The sequence below is a fragment of the Bordetella saccharivorans genome (assembly GCF_045862855.1).
In the GTDB taxonomy this organism is placed as follows: Bacteria; Pseudomonadota; Gammaproteobacteria; order Burkholderiales; family Burkholderiaceae_B; genus Bordetella_A; species Bordetella_A petrii_F.
Map to the genome: position 1 here is coordinate 76,539 of NZ_BAAFZO010000001.1, position 26,783 is coordinate 103,321.

The window sequence follows — 26,783 nt, forward strand, 5'->3', positions numbered from 1 at the left end:
GAGAAAACGATGGGATTGCTACTGGACATCCTGAGTACCGCGGCCATGCTGTTCATCGTGACCGCCGGGCTGATGATCATCTTCGGCGTCATGAAGATCGTGAATTTCGCCCACGGCGCGATCATCACGCTGGGCTGCTACGCCAGCCTGGTGGTGACCCAGTTGGGACTCAACCCGTGGCTGGCGCTGCCCGCCGCGCTGGCGGCCGGCACGGCGACGGGCATGGTGGTCGAGCGGCTGATCGTGCAGCCGCTGTACCGGCGGCCGCTGGACGCCATCCTCGCCACCTGGGGCCTGGGCATCGTGATCGGCCAGCTGATCACCATGGCCTTCGGCCGCGAAGTGCAGTTCGTGGATTCGCCGCTGCAGGGCGCGGCCGACATCCTGGGAACGGAGTATTCCGCCTATCGCCTGTTCCTCATCCCGGCGGCATTGCTGCTCTATGCCGCGCTGAGCGCGCTGCTGAACCGCACCCGCTTCGGCGTGCGCACGCGCGCCGTCATCATGAACGAGAACCTGGCGCGCGGCCTGGGAATCCGCGCCGAGCGCATCCGCTTCGTGACCTTCGGCCTGGGCGCGGGGCTGGGCGCGCTGGCCGGCGCGCTCATTACGCCGCTCTCCAGCGTCGACCCCAACATGGGCCTGCCCTGGCTGGTCAGCGCGTTCATGCTGGTCATGGTGGCCGGCCATTCGATCGGCGCGCTGCTGCTGACCTGCGTGCTCTATGGCGCGTGCCAGGTGCTGGTCAGCGTCTACGTCAGCCCGATTCTGGGCGGCGTCACCATCGCGGTGCTGGCGGCCCTGACGCTGCGCCTGCGTCCCCGAGGATTCGCCCATGACTGAGACTCTGCTCGCCCGGCGGGCGGCGGCCGCGGCGCCCGCCGACACTGCGCGCCGCGGCCGCCACGGCCGCGACCTGGCCTGGCTGGCGGCGCTGTGCCTGGCGCTGACCGTGGCCGGCCCGTGGCTGTTCGACACCTATCTGCTGAACGTGCTGATCAAGGCGCTGTTCTTCGCCATCGCGGCGGTCACGGTAGATGTACTCTGGGGCTACACCGGCTACCTGACCTTCGGCCAGTCGGCTTTCTTCGGCGTGGGCGCTTACGCAGCCGGACTGGCATTCACGCACTTCGGCTTTTCCCCCGCAGTGGCGGCGCTGGCGGTGCTGGCCGCGGCGGGCGGCGCGGGGCTGCTGGCGCTCGCGGCGGGCTGGCTGTCGTTCTATCGCGGCGCCTCGCCGTTCTTCGCCACGGTCATCTCGCTGGTGCTGCCGATCGTGCTGACGCAGGTCGCGCTGGCCGGCGGCACCTACACCGGGTCGTCCTCCGGGCTGACCGGCTTCGAAACGTTCGACCTGTCGCTCGAGGCCTGGTACGTGGTCGCCGCGGCGTCGCTGTCCGCCGTGGCCCTGCTGGCCTGGACCATCACGCACAGCGACGCCGGCCGCATCCTGGCCGCGCTGCGCGACAACGAAACGCGCTGCGGCTATCTGGGCCTGCATACCGCACGCTGGCGCATTGCCCTGCTGGTGGTGTGCGCCGTCGTGGCCGGCCTGGCGGGCTTCGGCTATGGCGCCTTCAGCGGCGTGGTGGCGCCGGAACTGGGCGGCTTCGTCTTCGGCACCGAGCTGATCATCTGGGTCGCGCTGGGCGGGCGCGGCACCATCTGGGGGCCAGTCCTGGGAGCCGTATTGATCAACGTGGCCGCCTCGTACCTCAGCGGCTACATGCCTTTCGTATGGCAGTTGCTGCTGGGCGTGACGTTCATCGTGGTCATCCTGCTGCTGCCGCGCGGGCTGCTGCCGCTGGTGACCGCTCGGCGCCGCGCCACGACCCCGCCCGCGCCGCGCCTGGTCGCCCGCTCGGCCGCCGGCGCACCGGCGGCCGGCCAGCCGGCGCTGCGTCTGGCCGGCGTGGCCAAGCGCTTCGGCAGCCTGCAGGTGCTGGAAGGCATCGACCTGCGGGCCGACGACGGCGAGCTGCTCGGCCTGATCGGCCCCAATGGCGCCGGCAAGACCACGCTGATGCGCTGCATCGCCGACGGCGCCGAGCGCTCGGCCGGCGAGGTGGCGCTATGCGGCCGGCCAATACACCGGCAAGGACCGGCGCATTGCGTGCGCGCCGGGCTGGGACGCAAGTTCCAGAATGCCAACATCTTCGACAGCATGACGGTGGCTGAAAGCCTGCGCATCGCCACGGCGCTGCGCGAACGTCCTGCGTGGCTGGGCCGCGCGCGGGAGCTGGCGCTGCCACCCTACGCGCTGGAAGTGCTGCGTATGACCGGACTGGACCAATGCCTGGAGCAATCCGTGCGCGACCTCTCTCACGGCCAGCAACAGGCCCTGGAACTGGCCATGGTGCTGGCGCTGGAGCCGCGCGTGGTGCTGCTGGACGAACCCACCGCCGGCCTCAGCAAGACCGAGCGCGCCCGCATCGGCGCAGTGCTGTCGTCGCTGGCGCATACTTATGGCCTGTGCTGCCTGCTGGTCGAGCACGACCTCGACTTCGTGGCCGAGGTGGCCACCCGCATCGTGGTGCTGCACCAGGGGCGCATCGTCATGGACGGCAGTTTCCGGGAAGTGACGGAATCCGAACTGGTGCGCACCATCTATGCGGGCAGCGCGCAGGCCGTGACCGGGGAGACGCGGCCATGAGCGCGACGATGGGCCCGGCGGCGCAGGCGGCGCCCGCCCTGGCCATGGAAGGAGTGTCCAGCGGCTACCAGTCCGCCCTGGTGCTGCGCGAGGTGTCACTGGCCGTCGCGCCGGGCGCCTGCGTGGCGCTGCTGGGCAAGAACGGCATGGGCAAGTCCACTTTGCTCAAGACGGTCATGGGTTACCTGCCCAAGGCGCGCGGCCGGGTGCGGCTGGCCGGCACGGACGCCACCCGCATGCGGCCGCAGGATATCGCCCGGTGCGGCGTGGCCTACGCGGCGCAGGAACAGGCGCTGTTTCCCGACCTGAATATTCGCGACAACCTGCGCCTCGGCCTGCCGTCCGACCGCCTGTTCGACGCGCGCTTCGCCGAAATCGCCGACCTGTTCCCGGTGTTCGCCAGCCGGCTGCGCCAGCATGCCGGCACGCTGTCGGGCGGCGAGCAGAAAATGCTGCTGGTGGCGCGCGCGCTGATGCAGAGGCCGGCCCTGCTGCTGCTGGACGAGATCACCGAGGGCCTGCAGCCGTCGGTGATCGGGCGGCTGGCCCGCGCGCTGGCCTGGGAGCGCCGACAGCGCGGCACCAGCATGTTCATCGTCGAGCAGAATGTGGCATTTGCCCTGGAGGTGGCTGACCGCTACCTGATCCTCAAGCATGGCGCGATCGTGGACCAGGGCGAGACTGGCGCGGCGGCCGCCGCGAGCCATATCATTGACCACCTGAAGGTATGAAGCAGGATCCCACGCCATGACGCAGACTCCCGCCGGCGACGCCGCGGCTCCCTCAACCGCAACCCCGCCGGCCGCCACGCAGGGCCAGGCCGGCTGGCGCATCGGCGTGCTGTATTCGCGCAGCGGCGTGACGGCCACCACCGAGTCCCAGCATTTCTTCGGCACAGTGCTGGCGGTGGAAGAAATCAATGCCCTGGGCGGCGTGCTGGGACGACCGCTGGAACCGGTGGTGTACGACCCGCGCAGCGACAGCGAAGAATACCGCCGGCTGGCCGCGCGGCTGCTGCTGGACGACGAGGTCGGCGTGATCTTCGGCGGCTGCACCTCGCATTGCCGCAAGGCCATGCTGCCCGTGGTGGAACGCAGCAATTCGCTGCTGTGGTATGCCTCCGTCTACGAGGGTTTCGAGTATTCGCCCAACGTCATCTACACGGGCGCCGCGCCCAACCAGGGCAGCATGCAGCTGGCGGCCTACCTGATCCAGCACTGCGGCTCGCGCATCTTCCTGGTGGGCGCCGACTACATCTACCCGCGCGAAACCAACCGCATCATGCGCGAGACGGTCGAACAACGCGGCGGCGAGATCCTGGATGAAACCTACCTGCGCCTGGGCTGCGACCAGGCCGAGATCGCCGACGTGGTGGACGACATCCGGCGCATCCAGCCGGACGTGGTTTTCTCGACCCTGATCGGCTCGGACGCCGAACGCTTCTACCGCTGCTACCACGATGCCGGCCTCTCGGCGGAACGCATTCCCATCGCCAGCCTCACCCTGACCGAGGCCGAGGTAGCGCAGATCGGCCCGGCGCTATGCGCGGGCCACATCACGGCGGCCACCTATTTCAATTCCGTCGACACGCCGGCCAATGGCCCGTTCCTGGAGCGCTGGCGCGCGCGCTTCGGCGCGCGGCCGGCCAGCGTATATTCCGAGGCGTCCTACAGCCAGATGCACTTGTTCGCACGCGCGTTGCAGCGCGTGGGGGGAATGGACACGCGCAGGCTGGTGCAGGCCGTGCACCAAGTGGCGTTCGACGCGCCCGGCGGCCAGCTGGCGGTGCTGTCCGAGAACAATCATTGCGTACTCACGCCGCGCATCGGCGTCTGCCGTGACGATGGCGCCTTCGACGTGGTCTGGCAAAGCCCCGAGGCGATCAGGCCGGACCCGTACCTGACGGCGCTGGGTCTGGACGCGCTCTGGCTGGGCTGAGGACGGCCATGGACCACAGCCTCCGCCGCCTCTACGAAGACTTGCGCAGCGTGGCCGTGGCGGTGGTCTACCCGCCCGGCGAAGACCGCGACCTGCTGGTCGAGCAGCTCAAGCGCATCGGCTGCCGCATCCACCTGCACTGGCCGTTCCCGGACCGCCCGCCGGGCGGCGCCGACGTGATCTTTTTCCAGGCATCGCAATGCGGCCAGAACATCGCCGCCTGGTCCGCCAGCGAAGTCGAGGCCGCCTTGATCGCGCTGTCGGAATACGAGACGCCCACCACGCTGAAACAGCTGCTCAAGATCAACGCGCACGGCGTACTGACCGGGCCATTTCGCTCGGCCGGCATTCTCAGCACGCTGGTGCTGGCGCGCTCGGCCAAGCTGTACCAGAACCGCCTGCAGAACAAGATCGACAAGCTCGAAGGCACCATCAAGTCGCGCCGCGTCATTGAGAAAGCGATCCGGGCCCTGATGGACAACCAGCACGTGGACGAGCGCGAAGCGTACGAACACATGCGTTCGCGCGCCACCCGGTTGCGGGTCAGCGTGGCCGAAGTGGCCGCCATGATCGTCGAGGCCAGCGAGGCCATGGAAAAACTGGGCCTGGGTGCCGCGCACGGGCGGCGGCAATGAGCGCCGGGCAGGAAAAAGGGCTTGCCGCATAAGCGGCAAGCCCTTGATTTTCCAACACATTCTGGCGCGCCCGGCAGGATTCGAACCCACGACCCCTTGGTTCGTAGCCAAGTACTCTATCCAACTGAGCTACGGGCGCTGTAAAGACAGAAACTATAGCACCTTTTCCTGGCTTTCAGCAAATCGCGACGCTATGCCCGCCTGGCGCCCGGCCATCGCCATGTAGTCCACCGCCAGGTTCGACAGCGCCCGCACGCCGTTCACCAGGCCGGACTCGTCCACGTAGAAGCGCGGCGAATGGTTGGGCGCGGCCTGCTGCGGGTCGGTGCCCTTGGGCGTGACGCCCAGGTAGAAGAACAGGCCCGGCACTTTCTCCTGGTAGAAGGAAAAGTCCTCCGAGGCGGTGGCTTTGGGCTGCAGGCCGTAGTTGCCCTCGCCCGCCACGCGGCGCAGGGTCGGCGCCATCTGCTCGGTCAGGGCCGGCGGATTGACGGTGGCGTTGTACAGCTCGACGATCTTGACGTCGGCCCGCGCGCCGGCGCTTTGCGCGATCGAGGTCGCGGTGCGCTCCAGCCGCTGGTGGATGTCCTTCTTCATGCCCTCGTCGTAAGTGCGGATGGTGCCGGTCATGTGGACCTTCTCGGGCACGATGTTCATGCGGTTGCCGCCGTTGAACACCCCCACCGTCACCACGGCCGGCTCCAGCATGCTGTTGATCTGGCGGCTGGGAATCGTCTGGATTCCCATCACGATCTGCGACCCTACCACGATCGGGTCGATGCCCGACCACGGGCGCGCGCCATGGGTCTGCTTGCCGGTGACGTCGATCCAGAACTGGTCCGCGGCAGCCATGGCGGGGCCGCTGCGCCAGGCCAGCCAGCCGGCCGGATAGCTGCTCGATACGTGCAGCCCGAAAATCGCGTCTACCTTCGGGTTGTCCAGCACCCCTTCCTGCACCATCATCTTGGCGCCCCAGGTCTTGACGCCGTCCGGCTCGAAATCGGCCGGGCTTTCCTCAGCGGGCTGGAAGATGAATTTCACGCTGCCGGGCAACTGCTCTTTCATGCCGGCCAGCACTTCGGCGGTGGCCATCAGGATGGCCGTATGCGTATCGTGCCCGCAGGCGTGCATGACATCGACCTCCTTGCCCAGGAAGGTGCCCTTGGCCTTGGAGGCGAACGGCACATCCACCGCTTCCTTGACCGGCAAGGCGTCCATGTCGGCCCGCAAGGCCACCACCGGGCCCGGCTTGCCGCCGCGCAGCACCGCCACCACGCCGGTGCCGGCCACCCCGGTCTGCACGTCCATGCCGAGCGCGCGCAGGTGATCGGCGACCAGCTTGGCGGTGCGGGTTTCCTGGTTGCCCAGTTCCGGATGCTGGTGGATGTCGCGGCGCCAGGCGATCAGCTTGTCCTCGATCTTGCGCGCCGCCTCGTCGATCTGCGTCGCCAATTGCGGCGCGGGCGCAGCCGGCGCGGCGCCGGCGGGCGACTGTGCCGCGGCGGGCGCGCCCAGCGCCAGTTGCACGGCGAGCGCCGCCGCGGTCAGAGAGATGGCGCCCGGCAAGCGGGTAACGCGGTAATGCGGGAATGTCATGCGTGTCTCCATCAGGTGAGTCTGGCCCTGTCCGGCTGAGCCGACGGCTCGACGCGCATGAGAGCCGGCCAGGCCACGCATGATGGTACGCCGTCCCGCGCCGCGACGGCAGGGCCGCCTCAGGCCGTCGCGTCGGCGCGGCCGCCGAGCGCCCCGCGCAGCCAGCCGACGAAGGCCCGCACCTGCGGATCCGCGGCCCTGCCCGGCGCCGGCAGGGCCATCAGGCCGGCGGGAAATTGCACGAAGCCATGCGGCGCCGCCAGGGTCCCGTCGTCCAGTTCCTTGCGCACCAGGCGCTGCTCGACCAGCGCCACCCCCAGGCCCGAGGCCGCCGCCTCGATGCACAGGTGGGTGTGGGGGAAAGTGATCTCCGGCCCCAGCCCCAGCTCGATGCCGGACAAGGCCTGCCATTGGGTCCAGGCGCTGGTGGTGAAGTCATGGGCGATGCGCGCCGGCCTGGCCCCCGCGCGCGGATAGCCGGGAGCGGCCACCGGGCCGAATGCGACCGGGGCGAGTTCGATCGCCGCCGCGCGATCGGCCTGCGGATAGGTGCCCAGGTCCCAGGCGATCAGCAGGTCGGCGCCTTCGCCGCGCAACTCGCGCGCCGAGGTCATCGACAGGCGGATGCGGATGTCGGGGCGTTTGCGATAGAAGTCGCCCAGGTGCGGCACCAGCCAGCGCATGGCAAAGGTGGCGCTGCATGCGACATGCAGGCCGGGATGGCGGGCGCGCCGCACAATGCCCGCGTAGCCGGACTCCAGCCGGTCGAACAGCGGCTGCACCAGCGCGTACAGCGCCGCGCCATGGTCGTTGAGCCGCAAGCCATTGCCCTGCCTGTCGAACAGGGGGATGCCGGCGTGCTCCTGCAACAGCTGCAGCTGCCGGCTGACCGCGCCGTGCGTGCGGTGCAGCTCTTGCGCCGCCGCGGTCACCGAACCAGTGCGGGCGATCGCCTCGAAGACTTTCAGCGCGGACAGCGGCGGTAGCGAGCGCATGCGAACCCATTGTGAAAAAAACTGGCGTAGTCGCCAGATTAACTCGATATCCGGAAACGCGGCGGCTGCGTACCATCGATGCCATCATCAACTCTTCTTTGACCAGGCACGCCATGGACCAGAACCAGTGGAACACCGTAGATGACTACTTCGAGACTGCCCTGCACCTGAGCGATCCGGTGCTGGAACAGGCGCTGGCGCACGCCCGCGCGGCCGGCCTGCCGCCTCACGAGGTGGCGCCCAACCAGGGCCGGCTGCTGCAGATTTTTGCACAGATGGCGCGGGCCCGGCGGATCCTCGAAATCGGCACCCTGGGCGGCTATAGCACCATCTGGCTGGCGCGCGCCCTGCCGCCCGGCGGACGGCTGGTCACGCTGGAACGCGATCCCGCGCGCGCCCGCACCGCGCGCGAGAACCTGACTGCCGCCGGCCTGGCGGCCTGCGTCGAACTCATCGAGGGCGATGCGCGCGATACCTTGCGGCGCATGGTGGCGGAAGGCGCGCCGCCGTTCGACCTGATCTTCCTCGATGCCGACAAGGCCGACAATCCGGCCTACCTGGCCTCGTCGCTGGCCCTGGCGCGCGACGGCACGGTCATCGTCGGCGACAACATCATCCGCGGCGGACGCATCGCCGATCCGGCCGCCACGGGCCAGCCGGATGTGCGCGGCGCGCGGCGCTTCCTGGAAGAGCTGGGCCGCGACCTGCGGCTGACCGCCACGGCCATCCAGACAGTCGGCGGCAAGGGCTGGGACGGCTTCGCGCTGGCCGTGGTGTCGCGCTGAGGCGCGGGCCGCGGCGCCGCCCGCCTGGCGATCAAGCGTCCCGCGCAGGCAAGGCCGGGGCAACGGCAATGAGCGGCGCCACCGGCTTGCTCATGATCACGCTGCGGTAGTTTGCATGCCGCCAGTTGACGTGCTCGATGAACCGGTAGCCGCGGCGGGCATACCACTGCACCAGGTGGGTAGCGGGCTCGGCGGTATCCAGCGCGATCTCGGCCGCCCCGGTCTGCGCCGCGCGCCGCTCGACCAGGTCCATCAGGCGCGTGCCCAGGCCGGCCGATTGCCATGCCGGGTCGACGCCGAACTGCGCCAGCATGGCGACGTCCGGACGGTCGAGCCACGCCGACCCGGCCGCCCGCTCTTTCGGCTTGAAGACAATGGTGCCCACCAGCGCCCCCGCGTGCACCGCCACATAGCATTCGCCCTGCGCGATGCGCTGGCGCGTGACGTCTTCGGATTGATAGGTCGCCTTGTACCGCAGCCCCATGTCCGCCAGCCGGGCATAGGCCCGGTGCAGCAAGCCGGTCAACTCGGCAATCGAATCGTGTTCCGCGACCGGCCGCAGCTCGACGTCGGCCGGGTTGCGGTGCGCGTGCATGGTCATGTCCTGTGGCTCCCGGGATGTGGCGGCGCGCATCGCACTGCCCGCGCCGGGCCTGGGCCCGCCGCCGCCCTGAAAGGCGGCAGCCCGCTCATGCTGGAGCGGCAAGCATAACGCAGTCGGCGGGCCGCGCGCCCGTCAGCCCTGGCCGGCCGGCAAGCCCATGGCCGGATCGCTCACCGTGTGCCTGCCGGTTTCGACCCGGCCAGCGAAGCGGCGATAGTAGGCAGGGTCGCTGTCGCAGGTCACGGCGAAGTCGTACCATTGCCCGCTGTCCTGCAAGGACCAGTGCAGGCTGGCCTGCGCGCCGGGCTCCACGCGCGCCGGCCATGGGCCGTCGGTCCGGTAGGCCAGCGCCGTGACGGTGAACGTGCACGGCTGCCTGCCGCCGTTCATCAGCTCGACGTAGACGTCGCCGTTGGCGATGTCGTAGCACACGCGGATCTCCGGCAGCGCCTGGGCATCGCCAATGCGGCCGGTGTCGCCCTGGAAATGGCGATGGTAGCCGTTCGGCCCCAGCACCCACAGGTCGTAGCGGCCCTGGTTGTCCTGGAACGCATTCCAGCCATCGGCCAGTTGCTTGCCGGGCTGCACCATGTAGCGACGCGGCAGCCGGTCCAGCTTGAGCCGGTCGTAGACATGGAAAACCGCGGCCTGCGCGCCGGTGTTGGCGAACACGAGCTCCACCTGGCCGTCGGCGCCACAGCGCGCGCTGGTGTGCAGCTCGTACGGCAGCGCGCGCGACGGGCGCGTGCCGCTTGCCTGCAGCGGCAGTTGCATGTCGGCGGGCAGCGGCACCGCGGGCAGCCCCTCCTGCGCGTCGCGCAGCCCGTCGGCCGCGTCGCGCGTGGTGCGGCCGGCCAGCGTGGGCAGCGCCTCGGTATTGGGCGTGGCGAAATTGAAGGCGCTGGTCAGGTCGCCGCAGACCGCGCGGCGGAACGGGCTGATGTGCGGCTCCTGCACGCCGAACCGCGCTTCCAGGAAGCGCAATACCGAGGTGTGGTCGAATACCTCCGAATTGACCCAGCCGCCGCGGCTCCAGGGCGAGATCACGTACATCGGCACGCGCGGGCCGGGACCGTACACGCGGCCATCGGCGGCCGGCTGGCTGGTGCTGCCGTCCGGCGCCGGCTGGGTGAAGTACTCGGCCTGCAGTTCCGCCTCGGACAGCGTCGTCTTGCCGGCGGGCGTGCCGTCCGGGTTCAGCGACGGCGCCGAAGGCGACGGCACGTGATCGAAGTAGCCGTCGTTCTCGTCGAAATTGACCAGCAGCACGGTCTTGCTCCAGACCTCCGGCACGGCAGTCAGCGCGTCCAGCACCTCCTGCAGGAACCAGGCGCCCTGCACCGGGCTGGACGGCCCGGGATGCTCGCAGTAGATCGACGGCGCGCTCATCCACGCCACCTGCGGCAGCCGCCCTTCGCGGATGTCGCGCCGGAAGGCGTCCAGGTACTGGTCCGGCCGCGTGCCCGGCAGCGTGTTGGCCACGCCCTTGTACAGCGGGTTGCCGGCGTTGTCGGTGGCGGCGTCATAGGCATGATAGGGCAGCGGCTGCCCGGTATCGGCATACGGCGCATTGGGCGCGCCACCGCTCGAGACCGGATAGCCGGAGGCGATGTTGGCGCGGCGGAACTGCCGGAACGCGCCCAGCATGTTGTCGCCCCACTCGTCCGGCATGTTCTGGTAGCAGATCCAGCTCACGCCGGCCTCTTCCAGGCGTTCGGCGTAAGTCTTCCAGGTATAGCCGGTATTCACCGATTCCGGCCGGCCGTCGATCCAGTCCCATTCGTTGTTCACGAAGGCCACGCCCTGCGCGGTCGGGCCGTTGGTGCCGGTCAGGTGGAAGGCGCGGTTGGCGTCCGTGCCGGTATGCATGGAACAGTGGTACGCGTCGCACAGCGTGAAGGCATTGGCCAGCGCGAACTGGAACGGGATCTCCTGCTCCTTGAAGTATCCCATCGAGGTATCGGTCTTGTGCGCCGCCCAGTGCGCCATGCGGCCGCCGTCCCAGGCGTCCTGGCTGTCGGCCCAGGAATGCGGCGTGCCATCGGCGCGCTGCGCATTGTTGGCGGTGCCGTCCAGGTGATAAGGCGTCAATATGCCGCCGTTGGCGCGCTGCTGCTGCCACACGCTGCGCCCGTTCGGCAGCGGGATCGTGAGACGGTCGCCGAAGCCGCGCACGCCCTTGAGCGTGCCGAAATAATGGTTGAAAGAACGGTTCTCCTGCATCAGGATCACCACGTGCTCCACGTCCTTGATGGTGCCGGTGGCATTATTCGCGGGTATGGCCAGGGCGCGGCGGATGCTGGGCGGAAACGCGGCCAGCGCGGCGGCGGCGAAGCCGGCGCCGGCCGTCGTCTGCAGGAATCTGCGGCGAGTCGTCATGTCGTGCGGCATGTCCCAAAGAGAAAGCGGCCATGCCTTGCTCCGGCGGCCGCGGCGCAGCGAGTCTATAAAGACCAGGTGACATGGCCGTGACTGGGCTGGTCCGCGCCGGGACAGGCCCGCGCCGGCCGGGGCTCGGGCGGCGGGCTACAACGCCAGCGGCTCGCCGCGCAGCCGGATCTCGGCGACCGTCCGGTCGCCGCGCTGGCTCAGGGAAAACGCGTGCCGCTCGGGGTAGCGCAACGCCAGGCGGCGGCACAGGTTGCCCAGCCCGCCGCCGCCCTGCGCCAGGTCGTAGGGGGCCTGCAGTTCACCCGGGTTGTCCACTTCGACGATCAGCTCGTCGCCGTGGCGGCGCGTGCGGATGCTGATCATGAAATTGCCCTGGTCGGCCCGCATGCCGTGCTTGATGGCGTTTTCCACCAGGCCTTGCAGGGTCATGTGCGGCATGTTCATGTCCAGCGTGGCCGGGTCGATCTCGCACTGGTACTGGAACTGCGTGTCGAAGCGCAGCGCCTGGATGCGCATATAGGTCTCGGCCGCCTCGATCTCCTCTTCCAGCGTGCACATGCCGAGCCCGCGCCGGTCAAGCGAATAGCGCAGGTAGTTCGCCAGGCGGCGCGTCATTTCCTCGGCCACGGCCGGGCGCTCGGCGATTTCAGCCATGATGGTGTTGAGCGCGTTGAACAGGAAATGCGGCTCGATCTGCTGCTGCAGGTGTTCGAGCTCGAGCCGCAGCGCGCGGGTCTCGGCCCGCATCTTCGACATGCGCTCGGTGCGCGCCGCCAGTTCGGCGCCGACGCCGAAATAAACCAGCGTCCAGATCGACAAGATGCCCATGTAATACAGGAAGCCGAGCCGGTACTGGTTGCCCGGCAGTATCCGGATCGATTCGGACGGAAACAGCTGGTGGATGCCATAGGCAATGGACGCCAGCAGCGCCGACGCCGCCACGCACAGCAGCACCGCGCAGGCGATCACCAGGATGGGCGCCGTGCGGCGGTTCGCGCGGCGTCCGTGGAACACGGCGGCGGCGCTGGTCAGCGCGAAAGCCAGCGGCTCCAGGCCCAGCGTCAGCCAGAATGCCGCCGAGGCATTGCCGAACACCGCCAGCCGGATGCCGAAGCCTATGATCGCCAGGAAAACCCAGCCCACCACCTGGGCGCGCCAGAACGCCTGGGACGAATCGTCGCGGCCAAGCTCCTGACTGATGGGCGAGAAGATCGTGAACATGTCGCGGTCAATAAAAAATGAGGCGCGGCGCATGGGCCGCCAATGGACGGTACGCTACGCCAATTGCGGCGGCCATGCGGGGGTTTTTCGACGAACACGCCCGTATCTTCGACGAAACCGCTATTTGGGACCGGCGCGGCGCGCGGCAGGCCTGGCCGCCCGCCGCCGGGACGATGCTAGCCGGCCTGGCCGGCCGCCTCGTCGAGCAGGCGCGCGAGCATGTCCGGGCACGGCGCCTCGCTGGAAAACAGCAGCCGGTACATCATCGGCGCGACCACGCGCTCGATGATGCGGTCCGCCGCCAGCGGCGCCTCGCCCCGCGCCACGGCGCGGGCGCGGATAGCCTCGATCTGCTGGCCGGTGAACGCCGCGCACTTGCCCGCGTTCTCGTGCCCCGGGGTGCCCAGCACGTCGCCCAGCATGGCGCGGCCCGGGGTCGACGACATTTCCTCGAAATACTGCTCCAGCCAGGCCAGCAGGTCGCCGCGGAACGAGCCGGTATCGCGCGGCGGCTCGTCCGGCCGCATCTGCTCGACCGCCACGTCGGACAGCAATTGCGCCAGGTCGCCCCAGCGGCGGTAGATGGTCGAGGGCGTCACGCCGGCGCGCGCCGCCACGGCCGGCACGGTGAGTTCGTCGCGGCCCTGTTCCTGCTGCAGCTCCCGCACTGCCCGGTGCACCGCTGCCTGCACGCGGGCGCTGCGGCCGCCCGGGCGTAGTCCTGGCGTGTTGGTCATGTCCTGTTCCTGTTGCCGCCATGGTAGCCGCCCCCACGGAATAAGCTTCCAGCCTGGCGGCATTAACGCAAATTATTTGCTTTAACGCGCAAAGCGGCGTAGCATCGTTAAAGCTGAATATTTGCTTTTATTGTACGAGATTCCCGCATGACCGCCCTCGATCCCGCCCTGGCGCCGCCGGCGCGTTGCCTCGCGCCGCGCCGCGGCGCCCTGGCCATCCATACCGCGATCCTGGTGGCCTTCCTGGCCGCCTCCAGCACGCCCACGCCCCTGTACCGGCTCTACCAGCAGGCCTGGGGCTTCAGCTCCACCATCTTGACGATCATCTTCGCCGCCTATGCGCTGGCGCTGCTGTGCACGCTGCTGCTGGCCGGCTCGCTGTCGGACTACATCGGCCGGCGGCCGGTGATCGCCCTGGCCCTGCTGCTGGAAATGACGGCCATGGCCATTTTCCTGCTGGCCGGCAGCCCCGCCTGGCTGATCGCCGCGCGCATCGTCCAGGGCATCGCCACCGGCCTGGCCGCGGCAGCGGTCGGCGCCGCGCTGCTCGACCTGAACCGCGAGCGCGGCCCCCTGGTCAACAGCATCGCGCCCATGGTCGGCATGGCCATCGGCGCGCTGGGCAGCACCGGCGTGCTGGTCCATGCCGCCGCGCCGCTACGCACCAGTTATCTCATCCTGCTGGTGGTTTTCGCGGCGGCGCTGGCTGCCCTGCGGCTGACGCCCGAGACCGCCGCGCGGCAGCCCGGCGCCTGGGCCAGCCTGAAGCCCAGCATGCACGTGCCACGCCAAGCGCGCGGCGCGTTCTGGTCGGTCACGCCGGTCAATGTGTCGGTGTGGATGCTGGGCGGGCTCTATCTGTCGCAGATGCCCTCGCTGATCGCCCAGACCACGCATTCCACCTCGCCCTGGCTAGGCGGCCTGGCGGTGGCGGCGCTGACGCTCAGCGGCGCGGTGGCGGTGCTGGCCGCGCAGCGCGCGGCGGCCTTCTCGACCCTGGTGGGCGGCGCGGCCGCGCTCACGCTCGGGCTGCTGCTGATCCTGGTCGGCGCGAACAGCGGGTCGGGCATGTGGCTGCTGGGCGGCTCCCTGGTGGCGGGCGCGGGTTTCGGCTCGGCGTTCCTGGGCGCGGTGCGCACGGTGCTGCCGCTGGCGGGCCCGTCGCAGCGCGCCAGCCTGATGGCGACCTTCTACGTGGAGAGCTACCTGGCCCACAGCGTGCCGGCGATCGCCGCGGGCTATTTCGCGCAGCGCCACGGCCTGCTGGCCACCGCCAATTTCTATGGCCTCGCCGTGGCGCTATTGGCGCTGGCCGCCATCGCGCTGGCCCTGGCGCGCAGCCGCGGGCAACGGCGCGCGGCCTGAGGACGCGCGTCGCGCGCCCAACAAAAAACCCCGCAGGCGCTTGCGCTACGGGGTTCTTGCCGGCCCGGGGATGCCCGCGGGGCCTACTTGGCGGAGACGGTGGGATTCGAACCCACGATGCAGTTTTTGGCCACATACTCCCTTAGCAGGGGAGCCCCTTCAGCCTCTCGGGCACGTCTCCGCAGAACTTGCGATTCTAGCATGATTTTCCCGGCCTGCGCTCGCCGCGCCTGCCGGGAAAGGCTGGCGTCAGGCCTTCTCGCCGGGCGCCTGGTCCAGGCCGAACGCCTTGTGCAGGGCGCGCACGGCCAGTTCCATGTACTTGTCGTCGATGATCACCGAGGTCTTGATCTCGCTGGTGCTGATCATCTGGATGTTGATGCCTTCCTGCGACAGGGTCTGGAACATCAGGCTGGCCACGCCCACGTGCGAACGCATGCCGATGCCGACGATCGACACCTTGGCGACCTTGTCGTCGGTGACCAGCTCGCGCGCCTGCACGGCCGGCACGACCTCGCGCTTGAGCAGCTCGATGGTGCGCTGGAATTCGTTGCGGTTGACCGTGAAGGAGAAGTCGGTGGTGCCGGCCACGGACTGGTTCTGCACGATCATGTCGACGTCGATATTGGCGGCGGCGACCGGCCCCAGGATCGACGAGGCGATGCCGGGTTTGTCGGGCACGGCCAGCAAGGTGATCTTGGCTTCGTCGCGGCTGAAGGCGATGCCGGAGACAACGGCGGCTTCCATTTTTTCGTCTTCCTCAAAAGTGATCAGCGTGCCCGAAGTCATTTCTTCTTCGAGCGGAATGAGCGGGTCGGTCAGCGACGACAGCACGCGCACGGGAACCCGGTACTTGCCGGCGAACTCGACCGAGCGGATCTGCAGCACCTTGGAGCCCAGCGAGGCCATTTCGAGCATTTCCTCGAACGACACCACCGCCATGCGGCGCGCCTCGGGCACCACGCGCGGGTCGGTGGTGTAGACGCCGTCGACGTCGGTGTAGATCAGGCATTCGTGGGCGCCCAGCGCGGCCGCCACGGCCACCGCGGAGGTGTCCGAGCCGCCGCGGCCCAGCGTGGTGATGTGGCCGTCCGGGTCGATGCCCTGGAAGCCGGTGACGATGACCACGCGGCCGGCGTCCAAGTCGGCGCGGATGCGGGCGTCGTCGATGGACGAGATGCGCGCCTTGGTGAAGGCGGAGTCGGTGCGCACCGGCACCTGCCAGCCCGCGTAGCTGCGCGCGGCCACGCCCTCGGCTTGCAGCGCCACGGCCAGCAGGCCGCTGCTGGCCTGCTCGCCGGTGGCGGCGATCATGTCGAGCTCGCGCGGATCGGGCTGGGGGGAAATTTCGCGGGCCAGGCCCAGCAGGCGATTGGTTTCGCCCGCCATGGCCGAAGGCACCACCACGACCTGGTGGCCGGCGGCGTGCCACTTGGCGACGCGGCGCGCCACGTTGCGGATGCGCTCGACCGAGCCCATCGAAGTACCGCCATATTTGTGAACGATCAGGGACATCTCGTGCTCTGGCTGGAAACCCGCCTGCGGGGCGGGCAAAGCTCAGCATTGTAACGCGTGGTGAAACTTTGCGCAGGCGGCGCGGCCTCGCGGCGCCCGGCGCAGCCGGTTCAAGCCCGGTCGCGCGGCTCCAGCCACACCCTGCCCCGCTCGCAGCGCACCACGTGGTCCGCGTGGACCACGCGCATCTGGCGGTCGTGGCCCAGGCTGTGCAATTGCCGCAGCTGGCGCAGCAGGTCCGCCAGGCGGGCCTCGGTGGGCATGCGCGCGCCCTGGCCGCGCAGCCAGTGGCGCAGCACGTGCGCCTGCCGGGCCGGCGGCAGCGCGCGCCAGGGGGCCAGCGCAAAACTGCGCAGGTCGGCGGACGGCTCCAGCGCGGCCAGGTCGGCGCGCGCCACCTCGTCCAGGATGCTGGCGGCTTCGCTCATGTGGCGCGCATGGCCGGCCAGCCGCGCGCGCCAGCCCGGCCAGCGCGCGTCCAGCACGGGCGCCAGCAATTCGCGCACGGCGGCGCGCGTGTAGCGCGGATCGGCGTTGGTGGGGTCCTGCACCGGCCGCCAGTCGTGCCGGGCGGCGAATGCCGCGGCGGCGGCCAGGATGGCGGCGCGCTCCTGCGCCAGCCAGGGACGCAGGTAGACGATGCCGTCGCGCGGCATGCGCGGGGCCATGGCGGCCATGCCTTCCAGCCCGGTGCCGCGCAGCAGGCGCAGCAGCACGGTCTCGGCCTGGTCGCCCTGGTGGTGGGCCAGCAGGATGCAGCCGACGCCATGCCGGGCGGCCAGCTCCGCCAGCGCCGCGTAGCGGGCCTCGCGGGCGGCAGCCTCGATGCCCAGCCCGCTGGCGGTCTCGACCCGCGCCTGCGCGGTATGCACGGGCACGCCCAGGATGCGGCCCAGCGCCTGCACGTGGCCGGCCCAGCCGTCGGCGGCGGCTTGCAGGCCGTGGTGCACATGGAACAGCAGCAGTTCGATGCCGAGCTCGCGCGCCAGCGGCGCGGCGTGGGCGGCCAGCATGGCCGAATCGGCGCCCCCGCTGACCGCCACCGCCACCCGGGCGCCGGCGTCCCCGGCCAGGGCGGCGCGCAAGGCGGCGGACAGTGCGGCCGAGGGAAACTCGCCGGGCGGCCGAGCGCCCGCCGCGACGGCGGAAGACGGAGGCGGTTCGGCGCGGGTCATGGCGGACGCAAGCGGACGCGGCGCCGCGGAGCCGGGCACGCGGCCCGGCTCCGCGTCAGGCGCGCACTTCCTGGAATTTGCCGTAGGACAGCAGGCGCTGCATGCGCTGCTCGACGAGCTGGTCCGGGGTCATGCCGCGGAACTGGCGCAGCGCGTCGCCCAGGGCGCGGCGCAGCAGGCGCGCCATGACGCGCGGGTCGCGGTGCGCGCCGCCCACCGGCTCGTTGACGACGCGGTCGATCAGGCCCAGGTCTTTCAGGCGCGGCGCGGTGATGGCCAGCGCCTCGGCCGCGTCGGCGGCCTTGTCGGCGCTGCGCCAGAGGATCGACGCGCAGCCTTCGGGCGAGATCACCGAATACGTGGCGTACTGCAGCATCAGCACGGCGTTGCCCACGGCGATGGCCAATGCCCCGCCCGAGCCGCCCTCGCCGATGACGGTGGCGATGATGGGCACCTTGAGCTCGGCCATGGCGTAGAGATTGTGGCCGATGGCTTCCGATTGGCCGCGTTCCTCGGCGCCGACGCCGGGATAGGCGCCCGGGGTGTCGACGAAGGTGAAGACCGGCAGGTTGAATTTCTCGGCCAGGCGCATCAGGCGCAGGGCCTTGCGGTAGCCTTCGGGGCGCGGCATGCCGAAGTTGCGGGCGGCGCGCTCCTTGGTGTCGCGCCCCTTCTGGTGGCCGATGACCATGCACGACGCGCCGTTGAAGCGCGCCAGGCCGCCCACGATGGACTGGTCGTCGGCGTACATGCGGTCGCCGTGCAGCTCGTGGAAGTCGGTGAACATCTCGCGCACGTAGTCGAGCGTGTAGGGCCGCTGCGGATGGCGCGCCACCAGGGCGGTCTGCCAGGGGGTGAGCTTGCCGTAGATTTCCTTGGCCAGCGTCTGGCTCTTCTGCTGCAGGCGGCTGATCTCGTCGGAGATGTCCACCGCAGAGTCGGCCTGTACATAGCGCAGCTGCTCGATCTTGTTTTCAAGCTCGGCGAGCGGTTGTTCGAATTCCAGGAATGTATTGCGCATGAAGGTTGGTTCCGTTGTTGGGCGCCCGGCGATCAGTTCAGAACCGGCTTGGATTCCAGACTGCGCCACAAATACCAGGTCGCCACGGTACGCCAGGGCTGCCATGCCGACGAGACCTCGCGGGCCTCGAAGCGCGAGACAGGCTCTCCGCTGAAGTAGTGTAACGAGATTGCCTTGAGCAACCCCAGGTCGTCCAGCGGCAGGACGTCCGGCCGCTGCAGATTGAATATCAGGAACATCTCGGCCGTCCAGCGGCCGATGCCGCGGATGGCCAGCAGTTCGGACACGACGCTCTCGTCGTCCATGACCGCCCATTTTTCCGGGCGCACGCGGCGTTCGCCGAAATGCAGGGCCAGGTCCTGCACGTACTCGGCCTTGCGCTGCGACAGGCCCGCCTGGCGCAGCGCGGCGGTGCCGGCTTCCAGCACGGCGGCGGGCGTGGGGCGCCGGCCGACCGTCTCGGTGAAGCGCAGCCACAACGCGTCGGCGGCCTTGGCGGAGATCTGCTGGCCGACGATGGCCTGCGCCAGGGTGACGAACGGCGTGCCGCGCGAGGTCAGCCAGGCTTCGGCGTGCAGGGGGATCAGCTTCTTGAGGATGCGGTCGCGCCGCATCAGGTGGGCGACGGCTTCTTCCCAATAGTGGGGTTTGGCGACGGCGGAGTCGACAGCGGGCATGGTCGCGGCTTCCTCAGACGCGGCGCCATTGGGTCTGGCCGCCCGGCTTGTCGTCGAGCTCGATGCCGGCCTCGCGCAGTTGGGCGCGGATGCGGTCGGCCTCGGCGTAGTCGCGCGCCTGCTTGGCGGCCGCGCGCGCGGCGATGAGGGTTTCGATCCGGGCGGTGTCGAGCGCGGGCGCCGCCGAGCCGGCCTGGGCCAGGCCGGCCGCCGAATAGCGGGTGGCGCATTGGAAATAGCGGGCCGGGTCCTGCTGCAGCAGCCCCAGCACCCCGCCCAGCGCCTTGAGCTGGCCGGCGCTGCGCGCGCTGCGCGTGCGGTTGGCCTCCGAGGCCAGTTCGAACAGCGCGGCCACCGCGCCCGAGGTGTTGAAGTCGTCGTCCATGGCGGCCTTGAAGGCCTGGGCCTGGGGTTCGGCCCAGTCGACCGCGTCGCCGTCGGCGGCGACGTTCTGCAGCGCCTGGTAGAGGCGATCGAGCGCGTTCTGGGCGTCGACCAGGTTGTCGGGCGTGTAGTTCTGCGGGCTGCGATAGTGGTTGCGCACGATGAAGAAGCGCAGCATCTCGGCTTCGCGCGGATTGACCATGTATTCGGCCTGGCCGTCGGGCGGCTCGCCCTGCGCGATGGTCTGGCGGATGGTGCGGAAATTGCCCAGCGACTTGGACATCTTGTCGGCGTCGACCATCAGCGGGCCGCAATGCATCCAGATGTTGGCCAGGTTGCCGCCGAACGCGCCCTCGGTCTGGGCGATCTCGTTTTCGTGGTGCGGGAATTTCAGGTCGGGGCCGCCGCCGTGGATATCCAGCGGCAGGCCCAGCAGCGCGCGGCTCATGGCCGAGCATTCGATGTGCCAGCCCGGCCGGCCCAGGCCGTAGGGGGATTCCCATTTGGTGTCGTCGGGCTCGTCGGCCTTGGCGGCCTTCCAGAGCACGAAATCGAGCGGGTCGCGCTTGGCCGACCCGACCGCCACGCGTTCGCCGGCCCGCAGGTCGTCGAGCGCCTTGCCCGACAGCTTGCCGTAGCCGGCGAACCCGCGCACGGCATAGTTGACGTCGCCGTCCTCGGCCCGGTAGGCCAGGCCGTTCTGCTCGAGCCGGCCGATGATGTCGAGCATGTCGCCCACGTACTGCGTGGCGCGCGGCTCGCGGTCGGGCGGCTGCACGCCCAGCGCGCGTTCGTCGGCGTGCATGGCGGCGATGTAGTATTCGGTGACCTCGCCGATGCGGCGGTTGGTCTCGACCGCGCGGCGGATGATCTTGTCGTCGATGTCGGTGATGTTGCGCACGTAGTCGACCGCCAGGCCGCTGGCGCGCAGCCAGCGCTGCACCACGTCGAACGCCACCAGCATGCGGGCATGGCCCAGGTGGCAGTAGTCGTAGACGGTCATGCCGCACACGTACATGCGCACCTGGCCGGGCCGGGCCGGCTCGAAGGGTTCTTTGGTACGCGACAACGTGTTGTAGATGTGCAGCATGGCGCTATGGCTGGCCTTGAGATGTTCCGTGAGAAAGTGCCGCAGGGCGGCCCGCGTGCCGACCTGGCGGCCGCTTCGGCGCCCGGCCCGGTCGAACGCCGCGGCCATGGAACGCAACACATGGACCGCGGCATCGTGGTTGCACCGTGCCCGCGACAACGGGCCGATGAGCCGCAGACACAACCGGGGCTAAAATGGCGGTCGTCAAGTATAGCAAGCGGCCTCGTCGCGCCGAGCGCGGCCGGCCGATTTTTTAACGGATGCCTCGCAATGATCAACCGGCTCACCCGTGTCACACTGCTGATGTTGGCGCTGGCCGCCCTGCCGGCCGGCGGCGCCATGGCCCAGTCCATGGGCGGCGGCGGCAGCCTGCCGGATACCGGCATCGACACCCGCACCAAGCTCGACCCGCCCCCGCCCGAGGGCGGCTGGAAGGCCCTGGCGAACCTGCTCGAGGCGCTCAAGCCCGGCGTCGATACCCGCCTGGACCCGACCCCGTCGCAGATCACCGACCACATCGAGCGCCTGCTCAACAACGGGCGCAACCAGGAAGCCCTGGAACTGATCGAGAAACGCCTTGCCGAAACCCAGGGGCAGCGCGGCACCGACGTGCAGTTGATGTTCCAGCACGCGCGGGCGCTCGCCGCGCTGGGCCGCACGGCCGAGGCGATCGACCGGTACACCGAGATGACCGTGCGCTTCCCCGAATTGCCCGAACCCTGGAACAACCTGGCCGCGCTGCATGCGCAGCAAGGTGACCTGGACCGGGCGCACGACGCTTTGCAGATGGCGCTGCGCGCCAACCCGGACTACCCGGCGGCACGCGCCAACATGGCCGACATCCAGCTCATGATGGCGCTGCGCACCTATCGCAAGGCTGCGAACGAGGGCGTGCCCGGCATGGATGCCAAGGCACGCGAAATCGAGAAACTGCTGAAGGAAAGCCAACATCCATGATTTCGCGCTACTCTCCGCTTCATCTGCTGCGCCTGATGGCGTGCACGTTCGCGCTGGCTGCCGCGGCGCCGGCAAGCGCCGCCGCCCAGCCGGCCGACCCATCCACCTCCACCACCTCAGAAGGCACGAAACCCATGAGCACCCAACCCCGCGTCAAACTGCAAACCAACCAGGGCGAGATCGTCATCACCCTGGATGCGGAAAAGGCGCCCAAGACCGTGGAGAACTTCCTCGGCTACGTCAAGAGCGGCTTCTATGACGGCACCATCTTTCATCGCGTGATCGACGGCTTCATGATCCAGGGCGGCGGCTTCGAGCCCGGCCTGAAGCAGAAGCCCACGCAGGCCCCGATCGAGAACGAGGCCAACAACGGCCTGAAGAACGACAAGTACACCCTGGCCATGGCCCGCACCAGCGATCCGCACTCGGCCACCGCCCAGTTCTTCATCAACGTGGCCGACAACGACTTCCTGAATTTCACCGCGCCCACGCCGAACGGCTGGGGCTATGCCGTGTTCGGCAAGGTCACCGAGGGCACCGACGTGGTCGACAAGATCAAGGGCGTCAAGACGGGCAACAGCGGGTTCCACCAGAACGTGCCGGCCGAGGACGTGGTCATCGAGAAGGCCCAGGTCCTTGAATAAGATCGCGCTGCAGGGCCCGGTCTGGCTGGCCTCGGACATGCACCTGGGGCCGGCTGCGCCGGCCACCGGCGAAGCATTCCTGGGCTTGCTGGAAGCGGCGGCCGACGAGGCCGCCGCCCTGCTTCTGCCGGGCGACATCTTCGACGCCTGGATCGGCGACGACGTGATCGGCGCCGCGCCGCCCTGGTTGGCGGCCGTGCTGCAAGGCCTGCAGCGCACGGCGGCGCGCATCCCGCTGTGGCTCGGACGCGGCAACCGCGACTTCCTCATGGGGGTCGGCCTGGCCGACGCCTTGAACGCCCGCCTGCTGCCCGAACCCGCGCTGCTGGAAACCGACTACGGCCGCGTGCTGCTGACGCACGGCGACGAATACTGCATCGACGACGCCGCCTACCAGCAGTTCCGCGCCATGGTACGCAACCCGCAATGGCAGGAGCAATTCCTGGCCAAGAGCATCCCGGAACGCCTGGCCCTGGCCCAGCAGGCGCGTGGCGAAAGCCAGGCGGCCAACCAGATGAAGTCCGCCGAGATCATGGACGTCAATGCGCAGGCGGTCGAAGACGCCTTCCGCGCGGCCGACGTCGACATCATCGTGCATGGCCATACCCACCGGCCCGGACGCCACGTGCTGCAAGTGGACGGCCGCCGGCGCGAGCGCTGGGTGCTGCCCGACTGGGACTGCGACCACGCCGACCCGCCGCGCGGCGGCTGGCTGGTCATCGACCGCGACGGGCTCGAACTGTACGACCTGGACACCGCCTGACCATCCTCGCGCGAAAAAAAACCGGGCCCCGCGGCCCGGTTTTTCTTGCGCGGCGAAGGCCAGCGCGGACGTATGCTCGGCTCATGTGACGCCATGGCGGGCGACGGCTCAATGCGTCGCCAGCCAGATGGCCACGACGATGCCCAGCGCGATGCGGTACCACGCGAAGCCCCGGTACGTGTGGTTGGCCACGAAGCGCAGCACCGCGCGCACCACCACCAGCGCGCTCAGGAAGGCCGCCACGAAGCCGACCGCGATGCCGGAGAGGTCCTGGCGGCTGAGCAGGTCGATGTTGCGGTACATGTCGTAGGTGGCGGCGCCCAGCATGGTGGGCATGGCCAGGAAGAACGAGAACTCGGTGGCGGTCTTGCGCTGGATGCCGGCGATCATGCCGCCGATGATGGTGGCGCCGGACCGCGAAGTGCCCGGGATCATGGCCACGCATTGCGCCACGCCCACGCCCAGCGCCTGCTTCCAGGTGATCTGCTCCAGCGTGTGGGCGGAAGCGCGCTCGTCGGACGCGGTGTCGTCGGCCGCGCCCGGCGCGTCGCCCGGCGTATGGTGCGTGCGGCGCTCCACCCACAGCATGATCAGCCCGCCCAGCACCAGCGTCACGGCCACCACGCCCGGGTGATAGAACACCTGCTTGATGGCCTTGATGAAGATCGCGCCGATCACCGCCGCCGGCAGGAAGGCCAGCAGCAGGTTGCGCGTGAAGGCCACCTCGGCGGGCACGCCGGTCAGCGTGCCGTGGATGAGCTGCCACAGCCGCGCGCGAAAGATCCACATCACCGCCAGGATCGAGCCGAACTGGATCACCACCTCGAACACCTTGCCCGAGCTGGAGGCGAAGTCGATCCAGTTGCCGAACAGGATGAGGTGCCCGGTGCTGGAGACCGGGATGAACTCGGTCAGGCCTTCGATAATGCCCAGGAAGAATGCTTTGATCAGGTAGATGGTGCTGTCGGTCACGGTGCGTGGCAGGTGAAAGGGTTATTGGCTGTCGTCGGCGGCGTCGCCTTCGGGCGGAGCGAGCGGCAGGCGCTCGACCCGTACCGAGGCGATACGCCGCCCGTCCAGTTCGAGCACTTCGAAGCGGAAGCGATGATGCGGCCCATCGTACTCGCAGCTGTCGCCCGGCTGGGGCAAATGCCCGAAGCGCGCCAGCAGGTAGCCCGCCAGGGTGGAGTAGTCCTGCGAGTCGTCGATCAGGCCTTCGGTTTCCAGGACCTGCTCGACGTGGTGCAGGTCGGCCGCGCCGTCGATCTTCCAGACATCGTCTTCGACCGCGGTGATGTCGGGCAGTTCGTCCTCGTCCGGGAATTCGCCGGCGATGGCCTCGAACACGTCGATGGGCGTCACCAGGCCCTCGATGGCGCCGAATTCGTCGGCCACCAGCACCAGCTGGCCGCGCGACCGCTTGAGCGTGTCCATGAGGCGCAGGATGCCGATCGACTCGTGCACGATGATGGGGTCGCGCAGCCGGTTGCGACGCACCCGGCCGTCGGTGATCAGGTCGGCCACCAGGTCCTTGGCGCGGCCGATGCCGATCACTTCGTCGAGCGAACCGCGGCACACCGGGAAAAAGCTGTGCGGGGCCTCGGTGATCTGCCGCTGGATGGTTTGCGCGTCGTCGTCGATATTGACCCACGACACCTCGGTGCGCGGCGTCATGATGGACCGGATGGAGCGCTCGGCCAGGGTCAGCACGCCGCTGACCATGTTGCGCTCTTCCACGCCGAAGGCCGGCACGGCAGGCACGGCGGCGTTGGCCACGACCGGCTCTTCGCCGTCGGGCGGACGCTTGCCCAGCATGCGCAGCACCGCGCTGGCGGTGCGCTCGCGCATGGGGCGCGAAGCATCCAGGCGCAGCAGGTTGCGGCGCGCCACCTGGTTCAGGGCCTCGATGGCGACCGAGAAGCCGATGGCGGCGTACAGGTAGCCCTTGGGTACCTTGAAACCGAAGCTCTCGGCCAGCAGCGAGAAGCCGATCATGAGCAGGAAGCCCAGGCACAGCACCACCACGGTGGGATGGGCGTTCACGAAGCGGGTGAGCGGCTTGGACGCCAGCAGCATGATGCCGATGGCGACGGTGACCGCGATCATCATGATGGCCAGGTGGTCGACCATGCCCACGGCGGTGATGACCGAGTCCAGCGAAAACACCGCGTCGAGCACCACGATCTGCGTCACGATGACCCAGAAGCTGGCGTACACGCGCGCGCCCGAGACGTGGTCGCCCGCGCTGCCCTCGAGCCGTTCGTGCAGTTCGAGCGTGCCCTTGAACAGCAGGAACAGGCCGCCCGCCAGGAGGATCAGGTCGCGGCCCGAGAACGACATGGGGCCGATGGAGAACAAGGGAGCGGTCAGGGTGACCAGCCAGGACATCACCGACAGCAAGCCCAGCCGCATCAGCAGGGCCAGGGACAGGCCCACGATACGCGCGCGGTCGCGCTGCGCGGGCGGCAGCTTGTCGGCCAGGATGGCGATGAAGATGAGGTTGTCGATCCCGAGGACGATTTCAAGGACGACCAGGGTAAGCAGGCCGACCCACGCGGCGGGGTCAAGCAGCCACTCCATCAAGTGCTCCAGAAGTTGCGGAACCGCCAATCGTACCTGGAAATCGCCTCACTTGCCGGCGAGATGGGCGCGGATGCGCCAGGAAACATGCTGTTTCGCGGCGCCCGCCCTTAAGGAAATTGCGGTGAGGCATGGGTGTCTGACACCCCATCGCGCACCCGGGGCCGGCGGCTGTTGTCGCGAGGGGTGTCAGACACCTGGGCAGACGGCTACCGGCACCCTTGCGCGGGATCAGCCCTGCTTGGGCTGCAGCGCCGCCAGCATCTGGGTGAAGATCTTGGGGCTGCCCGCCAGCACGTTGCCGGAATCCATCCAGCCCTGCTCGCCGTCGAAGTCGGCCACCAGGCCGCCGGCCTCTTGTACCAGCAGGCTGCCGGCGGCGAGGTCCCAGGCCTTGAGCTTGACGCCGCAGAAGCCGTCCAGGCGGCCGGCGGCCACGTAGGCCAGGTCCAGCACGGTGGAGCCGAGGCGGCGCACGCCGGTGCTGCCCTCGGACATCTGGCGGAAGCGGCCGCCCCCGGCGTCGATGTCGCCCGACTTGGGCCAGTGCGCCCCCAGCAGCGCCTCGCTGTAGCGGGTGCGGCCCGAGACGCGCACGCGGCGGTCGTTCAGGAAGGTGCCGCTGCCGCGGCTGGCGGTGAACAGTTCGTTGCGCGACGGGTCGTAGACCACCGCCTGCGTGACCTGGCCACGCTGCGTCAGCGCGATGGACACGGCGTAGTTGGGCAGCCCGTGGATGAAGTTGGTGGTGCCGTCGAGCGGATCGATGATCCACTGGAACTCGGCCTGTTCCGGGCCTTGCAGGCCGAATTCCTCGCCCAGGACCGCGTGGTCGGGATAGGCGGCCTGCAGGGTCTCGACGATGGACGCCTCGGAAGCGCGGTCGACTTCCGTGACATAATCGCGCGGCCCCTTGCGAGCCACGCTGAGCCGTTCCAAATCGAGGCTGGCACGATTGATGATGGTGCCGGCACGCCGGGCCGCCTTGATGGCGGTATTGAGCATCGGGTGCATAAAATTCCGTACGAATGCGGTGAGGGCTGCCACCCGGGCGGCC

General features: G+C 69.3%; 24 protein-coding genes and 2 tRNA genes. 10 read left to right on the forward strand and 16 right to left on the reverse strand.

The window, feature by feature from the left end; all coding sequences use genetic code 11:
* Nucleotides 1-9: 9 nt before the first annotated feature.
* Genes ACKTT0_RS00355 through ACKTT0_RS00375 form a run of 5 tightly spaced genes read left to right on the forward strand, consistent with a single transcriptional unit; the run spans nucleotide 10 to nucleotide 5,226 of the window.
* Nucleotides 10-843: a branched-chain amino acid ABC transporter permease gene (locus tag ACKTT0_RS00355; protein ID WP_407847188.1), complete on the forward strand. Its 834-nt coding sequence runs from the start codon at nucleotides 10-12 to the stop codon at nucleotides 841-843.
* On the forward strand, nucleotides 836-2,653 hold the full coding sequence (locus ACKTT0_RS00360) for a branched-chain amino acid ABC transporter ATP-binding protein/permease (RefSeq protein WP_407847190.1): 1,818 nt from the start codon (nucleotides 836-838) through the stop codon (nucleotides 2,651-2,653). The genes ACKTT0_RS00355 and ACKTT0_RS00360 overlap by 8 nt, the downstream gene beginning before the upstream one ends.
* Nucleotides 2,650-3,384 carry an ABC transporter ATP-binding protein gene (locus tag ACKTT0_RS00365; RefSeq protein ID WP_407847192.1) on the forward strand — a complete coding sequence of 245 codons (735 nt, stop codon included), beginning with the start codon at nucleotides 2,650-2,652 and terminating at the stop codon, nucleotides 3,382-3,384. The genes ACKTT0_RS00360 and ACKTT0_RS00365 overlap by 4 nt, the downstream gene beginning before the upstream one ends.
* Nucleotides 3,385-3,400: 16 nt before the next feature.
* Nucleotides 3,401-4,591 carry a transporter substrate-binding domain-containing protein gene (locus ACKTT0_RS00370; protein WP_407847193.1) on the forward strand — a complete coding sequence of 397 codons (1,191 nt, stop codon included), beginning with the start codon at nucleotides 3,401-3,403 and terminating at the stop codon, nucleotides 4,589-4,591.
* Nucleotides 4,592-4,599: 8 nt separating this feature from the next.
* Complete coding sequence (locus ACKTT0_RS00375) at nucleotides 4,600-5,226, forward strand: ANTAR domain-containing response regulator (RefSeq protein ID WP_407847195.1); 627 nt, start codon at nucleotides 4,600-4,602, stop codon at nucleotides 5,224-5,226.
* Between the two features lie 62 nt (nucleotides 5,227-5,288).
* On the opposite strand, the gene ACKTT0_RS00380 is transcribed toward ACKTT0_RS00375, so the two are convergent.
* The 3 genes from ACKTT0_RS00380 to ACKTT0_RS00390 all read right to left on the reverse strand — a co-directional run bounded on the left by ACKTT0_RS00380 (nucleotide 5,289) and on the right by ACKTT0_RS00390 (nucleotide 7,817).
* Nucleotides 5,289-5,365 (reverse strand) — tRNA-Arg (locus ACKTT0_RS00380).
* A 14-nt stretch (nucleotides 5,366-5,379) separates the two neighbouring features.
* A complete protein-coding gene (locus ACKTT0_RS00385; RefSeq protein WP_407847196.1) occupies nucleotides 5,380-6,822 on the reverse strand; it encodes an amidohydrolase in 1,443 nt (480 codons plus the stop codon).
* A gap of 119 nt (nucleotides 6,823-6,941) precedes the next feature.
* On the reverse strand, nucleotides 6,942-7,817 hold the full coding sequence (locus ACKTT0_RS00390) for a LysR substrate-binding domain-containing protein (RefSeq protein ID WP_407847198.1): 876 nt from the start codon (nucleotides 7,815-7,817) through the stop codon (nucleotides 6,942-6,944).
* Nucleotides 7,818-7,930: 113 nt separating this feature from the next.
* Between ACKTT0_RS00390 and ACKTT0_RS00395 the strand changes: the two genes are divergently transcribed.
* Complete coding sequence (locus ACKTT0_RS00395) at nucleotides 7,931-8,602, forward strand: O-methyltransferase (protein WP_407847199.1); 672 nt, start codon at nucleotides 7,931-7,933, stop codon at nucleotides 8,600-8,602.
* A gap of 31 nt (nucleotides 8,603-8,633) precedes the next feature.
* Here the strand turns inward: ACKTT0_RS00395 and ACKTT0_RS00400 are convergent, their stop codons facing one another.
* From ACKTT0_RS00400 to ACKTT0_RS00415, 4 genes are all read right to left on the reverse strand, one after another.
* The gene (locus ACKTT0_RS00400; RefSeq protein WP_407847200.1) at nucleotides 8,634-9,203 is read right to left on the reverse strand and encodes a GNAT family N-acetyltransferase; all 570 of its coding nucleotides are present in this window, start codon (nucleotides 9,201-9,203) and stop codon (nucleotides 8,634-8,636) included.
* 135 nt (nucleotides 9,204-9,338) lie between these two features.
* Nucleotides 9,339-11,585, reverse strand: a complete 2,247-nt coding sequence (locus ACKTT0_RS00405; RefSeq protein ID WP_407847202.1) for a phosphocholine-specific phospholipase C — start codon at nucleotides 11,583-11,585, stop codon at nucleotides 9,339-9,341.
* A gap of 147 nt (nucleotides 11,586-11,732) precedes the next feature.
* Nucleotides 11,733-12,818, reverse strand: coding sequence for a sensor histidine kinase (locus tag ACKTT0_RS00410; RefSeq protein ID WP_407847204.1), 1,086 nt, complete (start codon nucleotides 12,816-12,818; stop codon nucleotides 11,733-11,735).
* Nucleotides 12,819-12,994: 176 nt separating this feature from the next.
* Nucleotides 12,995-13,555: a TetR/AcrR family transcriptional regulator gene (locus ACKTT0_RS00415; RefSeq protein ID WP_407847205.1), complete on the reverse strand. Its 561-nt coding sequence runs from the start codon at nucleotides 13,553-13,555 to the stop codon at nucleotides 12,995-12,997.
* Between the two features lie 147 nt (nucleotides 13,556-13,702).
* On the opposite strand from ACKTT0_RS00415, the gene ACKTT0_RS00420 reads away from it, so the two are divergent.
* Nucleotides 13,703-14,920 (forward strand): MFS transporter, encoded by a 1,218-nt coding sequence (locus ACKTT0_RS00420; protein ID WP_407847206.1) that lies wholly within the window; start codon nucleotides 13,703-13,705, stop codon nucleotides 14,918-14,920.
* 88 nt (nucleotides 14,921-15,008) lie between these two features.
* Here the strand turns inward: ACKTT0_RS00420 and ACKTT0_RS00425 are convergent.
* From ACKTT0_RS00425 to cysS, 6 genes are all read right to left on the reverse strand, one after another.
* A tRNA-Ser gene (locus tag ACKTT0_RS00425) sits at nucleotides 15,009-15,101 on the reverse strand.
* Between the two features lie 68 nt (nucleotides 15,102-15,169).
* Nucleotides 15,170-16,435, reverse strand: a complete 1,266-nt coding sequence (locus ACKTT0_RS00430; RefSeq protein WP_407847208.1) for an aspartate kinase — start codon at nucleotides 16,433-16,435, stop codon at nucleotides 15,170-15,172.
* Between the two features lie 110 nt (nucleotides 16,436-16,545).
* Nucleotides 16,546-17,532, reverse strand: a complete 987-nt coding sequence (gene tilS, locus ACKTT0_RS00435) for a tRNA lysidine(34) synthetase TilS (protein WP_407852356.1) — start codon at nucleotides 17,530-17,532, stop codon at nucleotides 16,546-16,548.
* A 133-nt stretch (nucleotides 17,533-17,665) separates the two neighbouring features.
* Nucleotides 17,666-18,631 carry an acetyl-CoA carboxylase carboxyltransferase subunit alpha gene (locus ACKTT0_RS00440; RefSeq protein ID WP_407847210.1) on the reverse strand — a complete coding sequence of 322 codons (966 nt, stop codon included), beginning with the start codon at nucleotides 18,629-18,631 and terminating at the stop codon, nucleotides 17,666-17,668.
* A gap of 32 nt (nucleotides 18,632-18,663) precedes the next feature.
* A complete protein-coding gene (locus tag ACKTT0_RS00445) occupies nucleotides 18,664-19,308 on the reverse strand; it encodes a DNA-3-methyladenine glycosylase family protein (RefSeq protein WP_407847212.1) in 645 nt (214 codons plus the stop codon).
* Between the two features lie 13 nt (nucleotides 19,309-19,321).
* A complete protein-coding gene (gene cysS, locus ACKTT0_RS00450) occupies nucleotides 19,322-20,782 on the reverse strand; it encodes a cysteine--tRNA ligase (RefSeq protein WP_407852357.1) in 1,461 nt (486 codons plus the stop codon).
* Nucleotides 20,783-21,052: 270 nt separating this feature from the next.
* Between cysS and ACKTT0_RS00455 the strand changes: the two genes are divergently transcribed.
* From ACKTT0_RS00455 to ACKTT0_RS00465, 3 genes are all read left to right on the forward strand, one after another.
* A complete protein-coding gene (locus ACKTT0_RS00455; RefSeq protein WP_407847214.1) occupies nucleotides 21,053-21,739 on the forward strand; it encodes a tetratricopeptide repeat protein in 687 nt (228 codons plus the stop codon).
* Nucleotides 21,740-21,873: 134 nt separating this feature from the next.
* Complete coding sequence (locus ACKTT0_RS00460; protein WP_407847216.1) at nucleotides 21,874-22,383, forward strand: peptidylprolyl isomerase; 510 nt, start codon at nucleotides 21,874-21,876, stop codon at nucleotides 22,381-22,383.
* Nucleotides 22,376-23,146: a UDP-2,3-diacylglucosamine diphosphatase gene (locus ACKTT0_RS00465; protein ID WP_407847217.1), complete on the forward strand. Its 771-nt coding sequence runs from the start codon at nucleotides 22,376-22,378 to the stop codon at nucleotides 23,144-23,146. The genes ACKTT0_RS00460 and ACKTT0_RS00465 overlap by 8 nt, the downstream gene beginning before the upstream one ends.
* 108 nt (nucleotides 23,147-23,254) lie before the next feature.
* Here ACKTT0_RS00465 and ACKTT0_RS00470 read toward each other — a convergent pair whose 3' ends face one another.
* The 3 genes from ACKTT0_RS00470 to ACKTT0_RS00480 form a co-directional block, all read right to left on the reverse strand.
* The gene (locus ACKTT0_RS00470; protein WP_407847218.1) at nucleotides 23,255-24,118 is read right to left on the reverse strand and encodes an undecaprenyl-diphosphate phosphatase; all 864 of its coding nucleotides are present in this window, start codon (nucleotides 24,116-24,118) and stop codon (nucleotides 23,255-23,257) included.
* Between the two features lie 21 nt (nucleotides 24,119-24,139).
* A complete protein-coding gene (locus ACKTT0_RS00475) occupies nucleotides 24,140-25,726 on the reverse strand; it encodes a TerC family protein (RefSeq protein ID WP_407847219.1) in 1,587 nt (528 codons plus the stop codon).
* A 231-nt stretch (nucleotides 25,727-25,957) separates the two neighbouring features.
* Complete coding sequence (locus ACKTT0_RS00480) at nucleotides 25,958-26,740, reverse strand: inositol monophosphatase family protein (protein WP_407847221.1); 783 nt, start codon at nucleotides 26,738-26,740, stop codon at nucleotides 25,958-25,960.
* Nucleotides 26,741-26,783 lie beyond the last annotated feature (43 nt).

Coding starts and splice junctions, on each gene's coding strand:
- ACKTT0_RS00355 (WP_407847188.1), top strand. CDS start 10: ATGGGATTGCTACTGGACATCCTGAGTACCGCGGCCATGCTGTTCATC.
- ACKTT0_RS00360 (WP_407847190.1), top strand. CDS start 836: ATGACTGAGACTCTGCTCGCCCGGCGGGCGGCGGCCGCGGCGCCCGCC.
- ACKTT0_RS00365 (WP_407847192.1), top strand. CDS start 2,650: ATGAGCGCGACGATGGGCCCGGCGGCGCAGGCGGCGCCCGCCCTGGCC.
- ACKTT0_RS00370 (WP_407847193.1), top strand. CDS start 3,401: ATGACGCAGACTCCCGCCGGCGACGCCGCGGCTCCCTCAACCGCAACC.
- ACKTT0_RS00375 (WP_407847195.1), top strand. CDS start 4,600: ATGGACCACAGCCTCCGCCGCCTCTACGAAGACTTGCGCAGCGTGGCC.
- ACKTT0_RS00385 (WP_407847196.1), bottom strand. CDS start 6,822: ATGACATTCCCGCATTACCGCGTTACCCGCTTGCCGGGCGCCATCTCT.
- ACKTT0_RS00390 (WP_407847198.1), bottom strand. CDS start 7,817: ATGCGCTCGCTACCGCCGCTGTCCGCGCTGAAAGTCTTCGAGGCGATC.
- ACKTT0_RS00395 (WP_407847199.1), top strand. CDS start 7,931: ATGGACCAGAACCAGTGGAACACCGTAGATGACTACTTCGAGACTGCC.
- ACKTT0_RS00400 (WP_407847200.1), bottom strand. CDS start 9,203: ATGACCATGCACGCGCACCGCAACCCGGCCGACGTCGAGCTGCGGCCG.
- ACKTT0_RS00405 (WP_407847202.1), bottom strand. CDS start 11,585: ATGACGACTCGCCGCAGATTCCTGCAGACGACGGCCGGCGCCGGCTTC.
- ACKTT0_RS00410 (WP_407847204.1), bottom strand. CDS start 12,818: ATGTTCACGATCTTCTCGCCCATCAGTCAGGAGCTTGGCCGCGACGAT.
- ACKTT0_RS00415 (WP_407847205.1), bottom strand. CDS start 13,555: ATGACCAACACGCCAGGACTACGCCCGGGCGGCCGCAGCGCCCGCGTG.
- ACKTT0_RS00420 (WP_407847206.1), top strand. CDS start 13,703: ATGACCGCCCTCGATCCCGCCCTGGCGCCGCCGGCGCGTTGCCTCGCG.
- ACKTT0_RS00430 (WP_407847208.1), bottom strand. CDS start 16,435: ATGTCCCTGATCGTTCACAAATATGGCGGTACTTCGATGGGCTCGGTC.
- ACKTT0_RS00440 (WP_407847210.1), bottom strand. CDS start 18,631: ATGCGCAATACATTCCTGGAATTCGAACAACCGCTCGCCGAGCTTGAA.
- ACKTT0_RS00445 (WP_407847212.1), bottom strand. CDS start 19,308: ATGCCCGCTGTCGACTCCGCCGTCGCCAAACCCCACTATTGGGAAGAA.
- cysS (WP_407852357.1), bottom strand. CDS start 20,782: ATGCTGCACATCTACAACACGTTGTCGCGTACCAAAGAACCCTTCGAG.
- ACKTT0_RS00455 (WP_407847214.1), top strand. CDS start 21,053: ATGATCAACCGGCTCACCCGTGTCACACTGCTGATGTTGGCGCTGGCC.
- ACKTT0_RS00460 (WP_407847216.1), top strand. CDS start 21,874: ATGAGCACCCAACCCCGCGTCAAACTGCAAACCAACCAGGGCGAGATC.
- ACKTT0_RS00475 (WP_407847219.1), bottom strand. CDS start 25,726: ATGGAGTGGCTGCTTGACCCCGCCGCGTGGGTCGGCCTGCTTACCCTG.
- ACKTT0_RS00480 (WP_407847221.1), bottom strand. CDS start 26,740: ATGCACCCGATGCTCAATACCGCCATCAAGGCGGCCCGGCGTGCCGGC.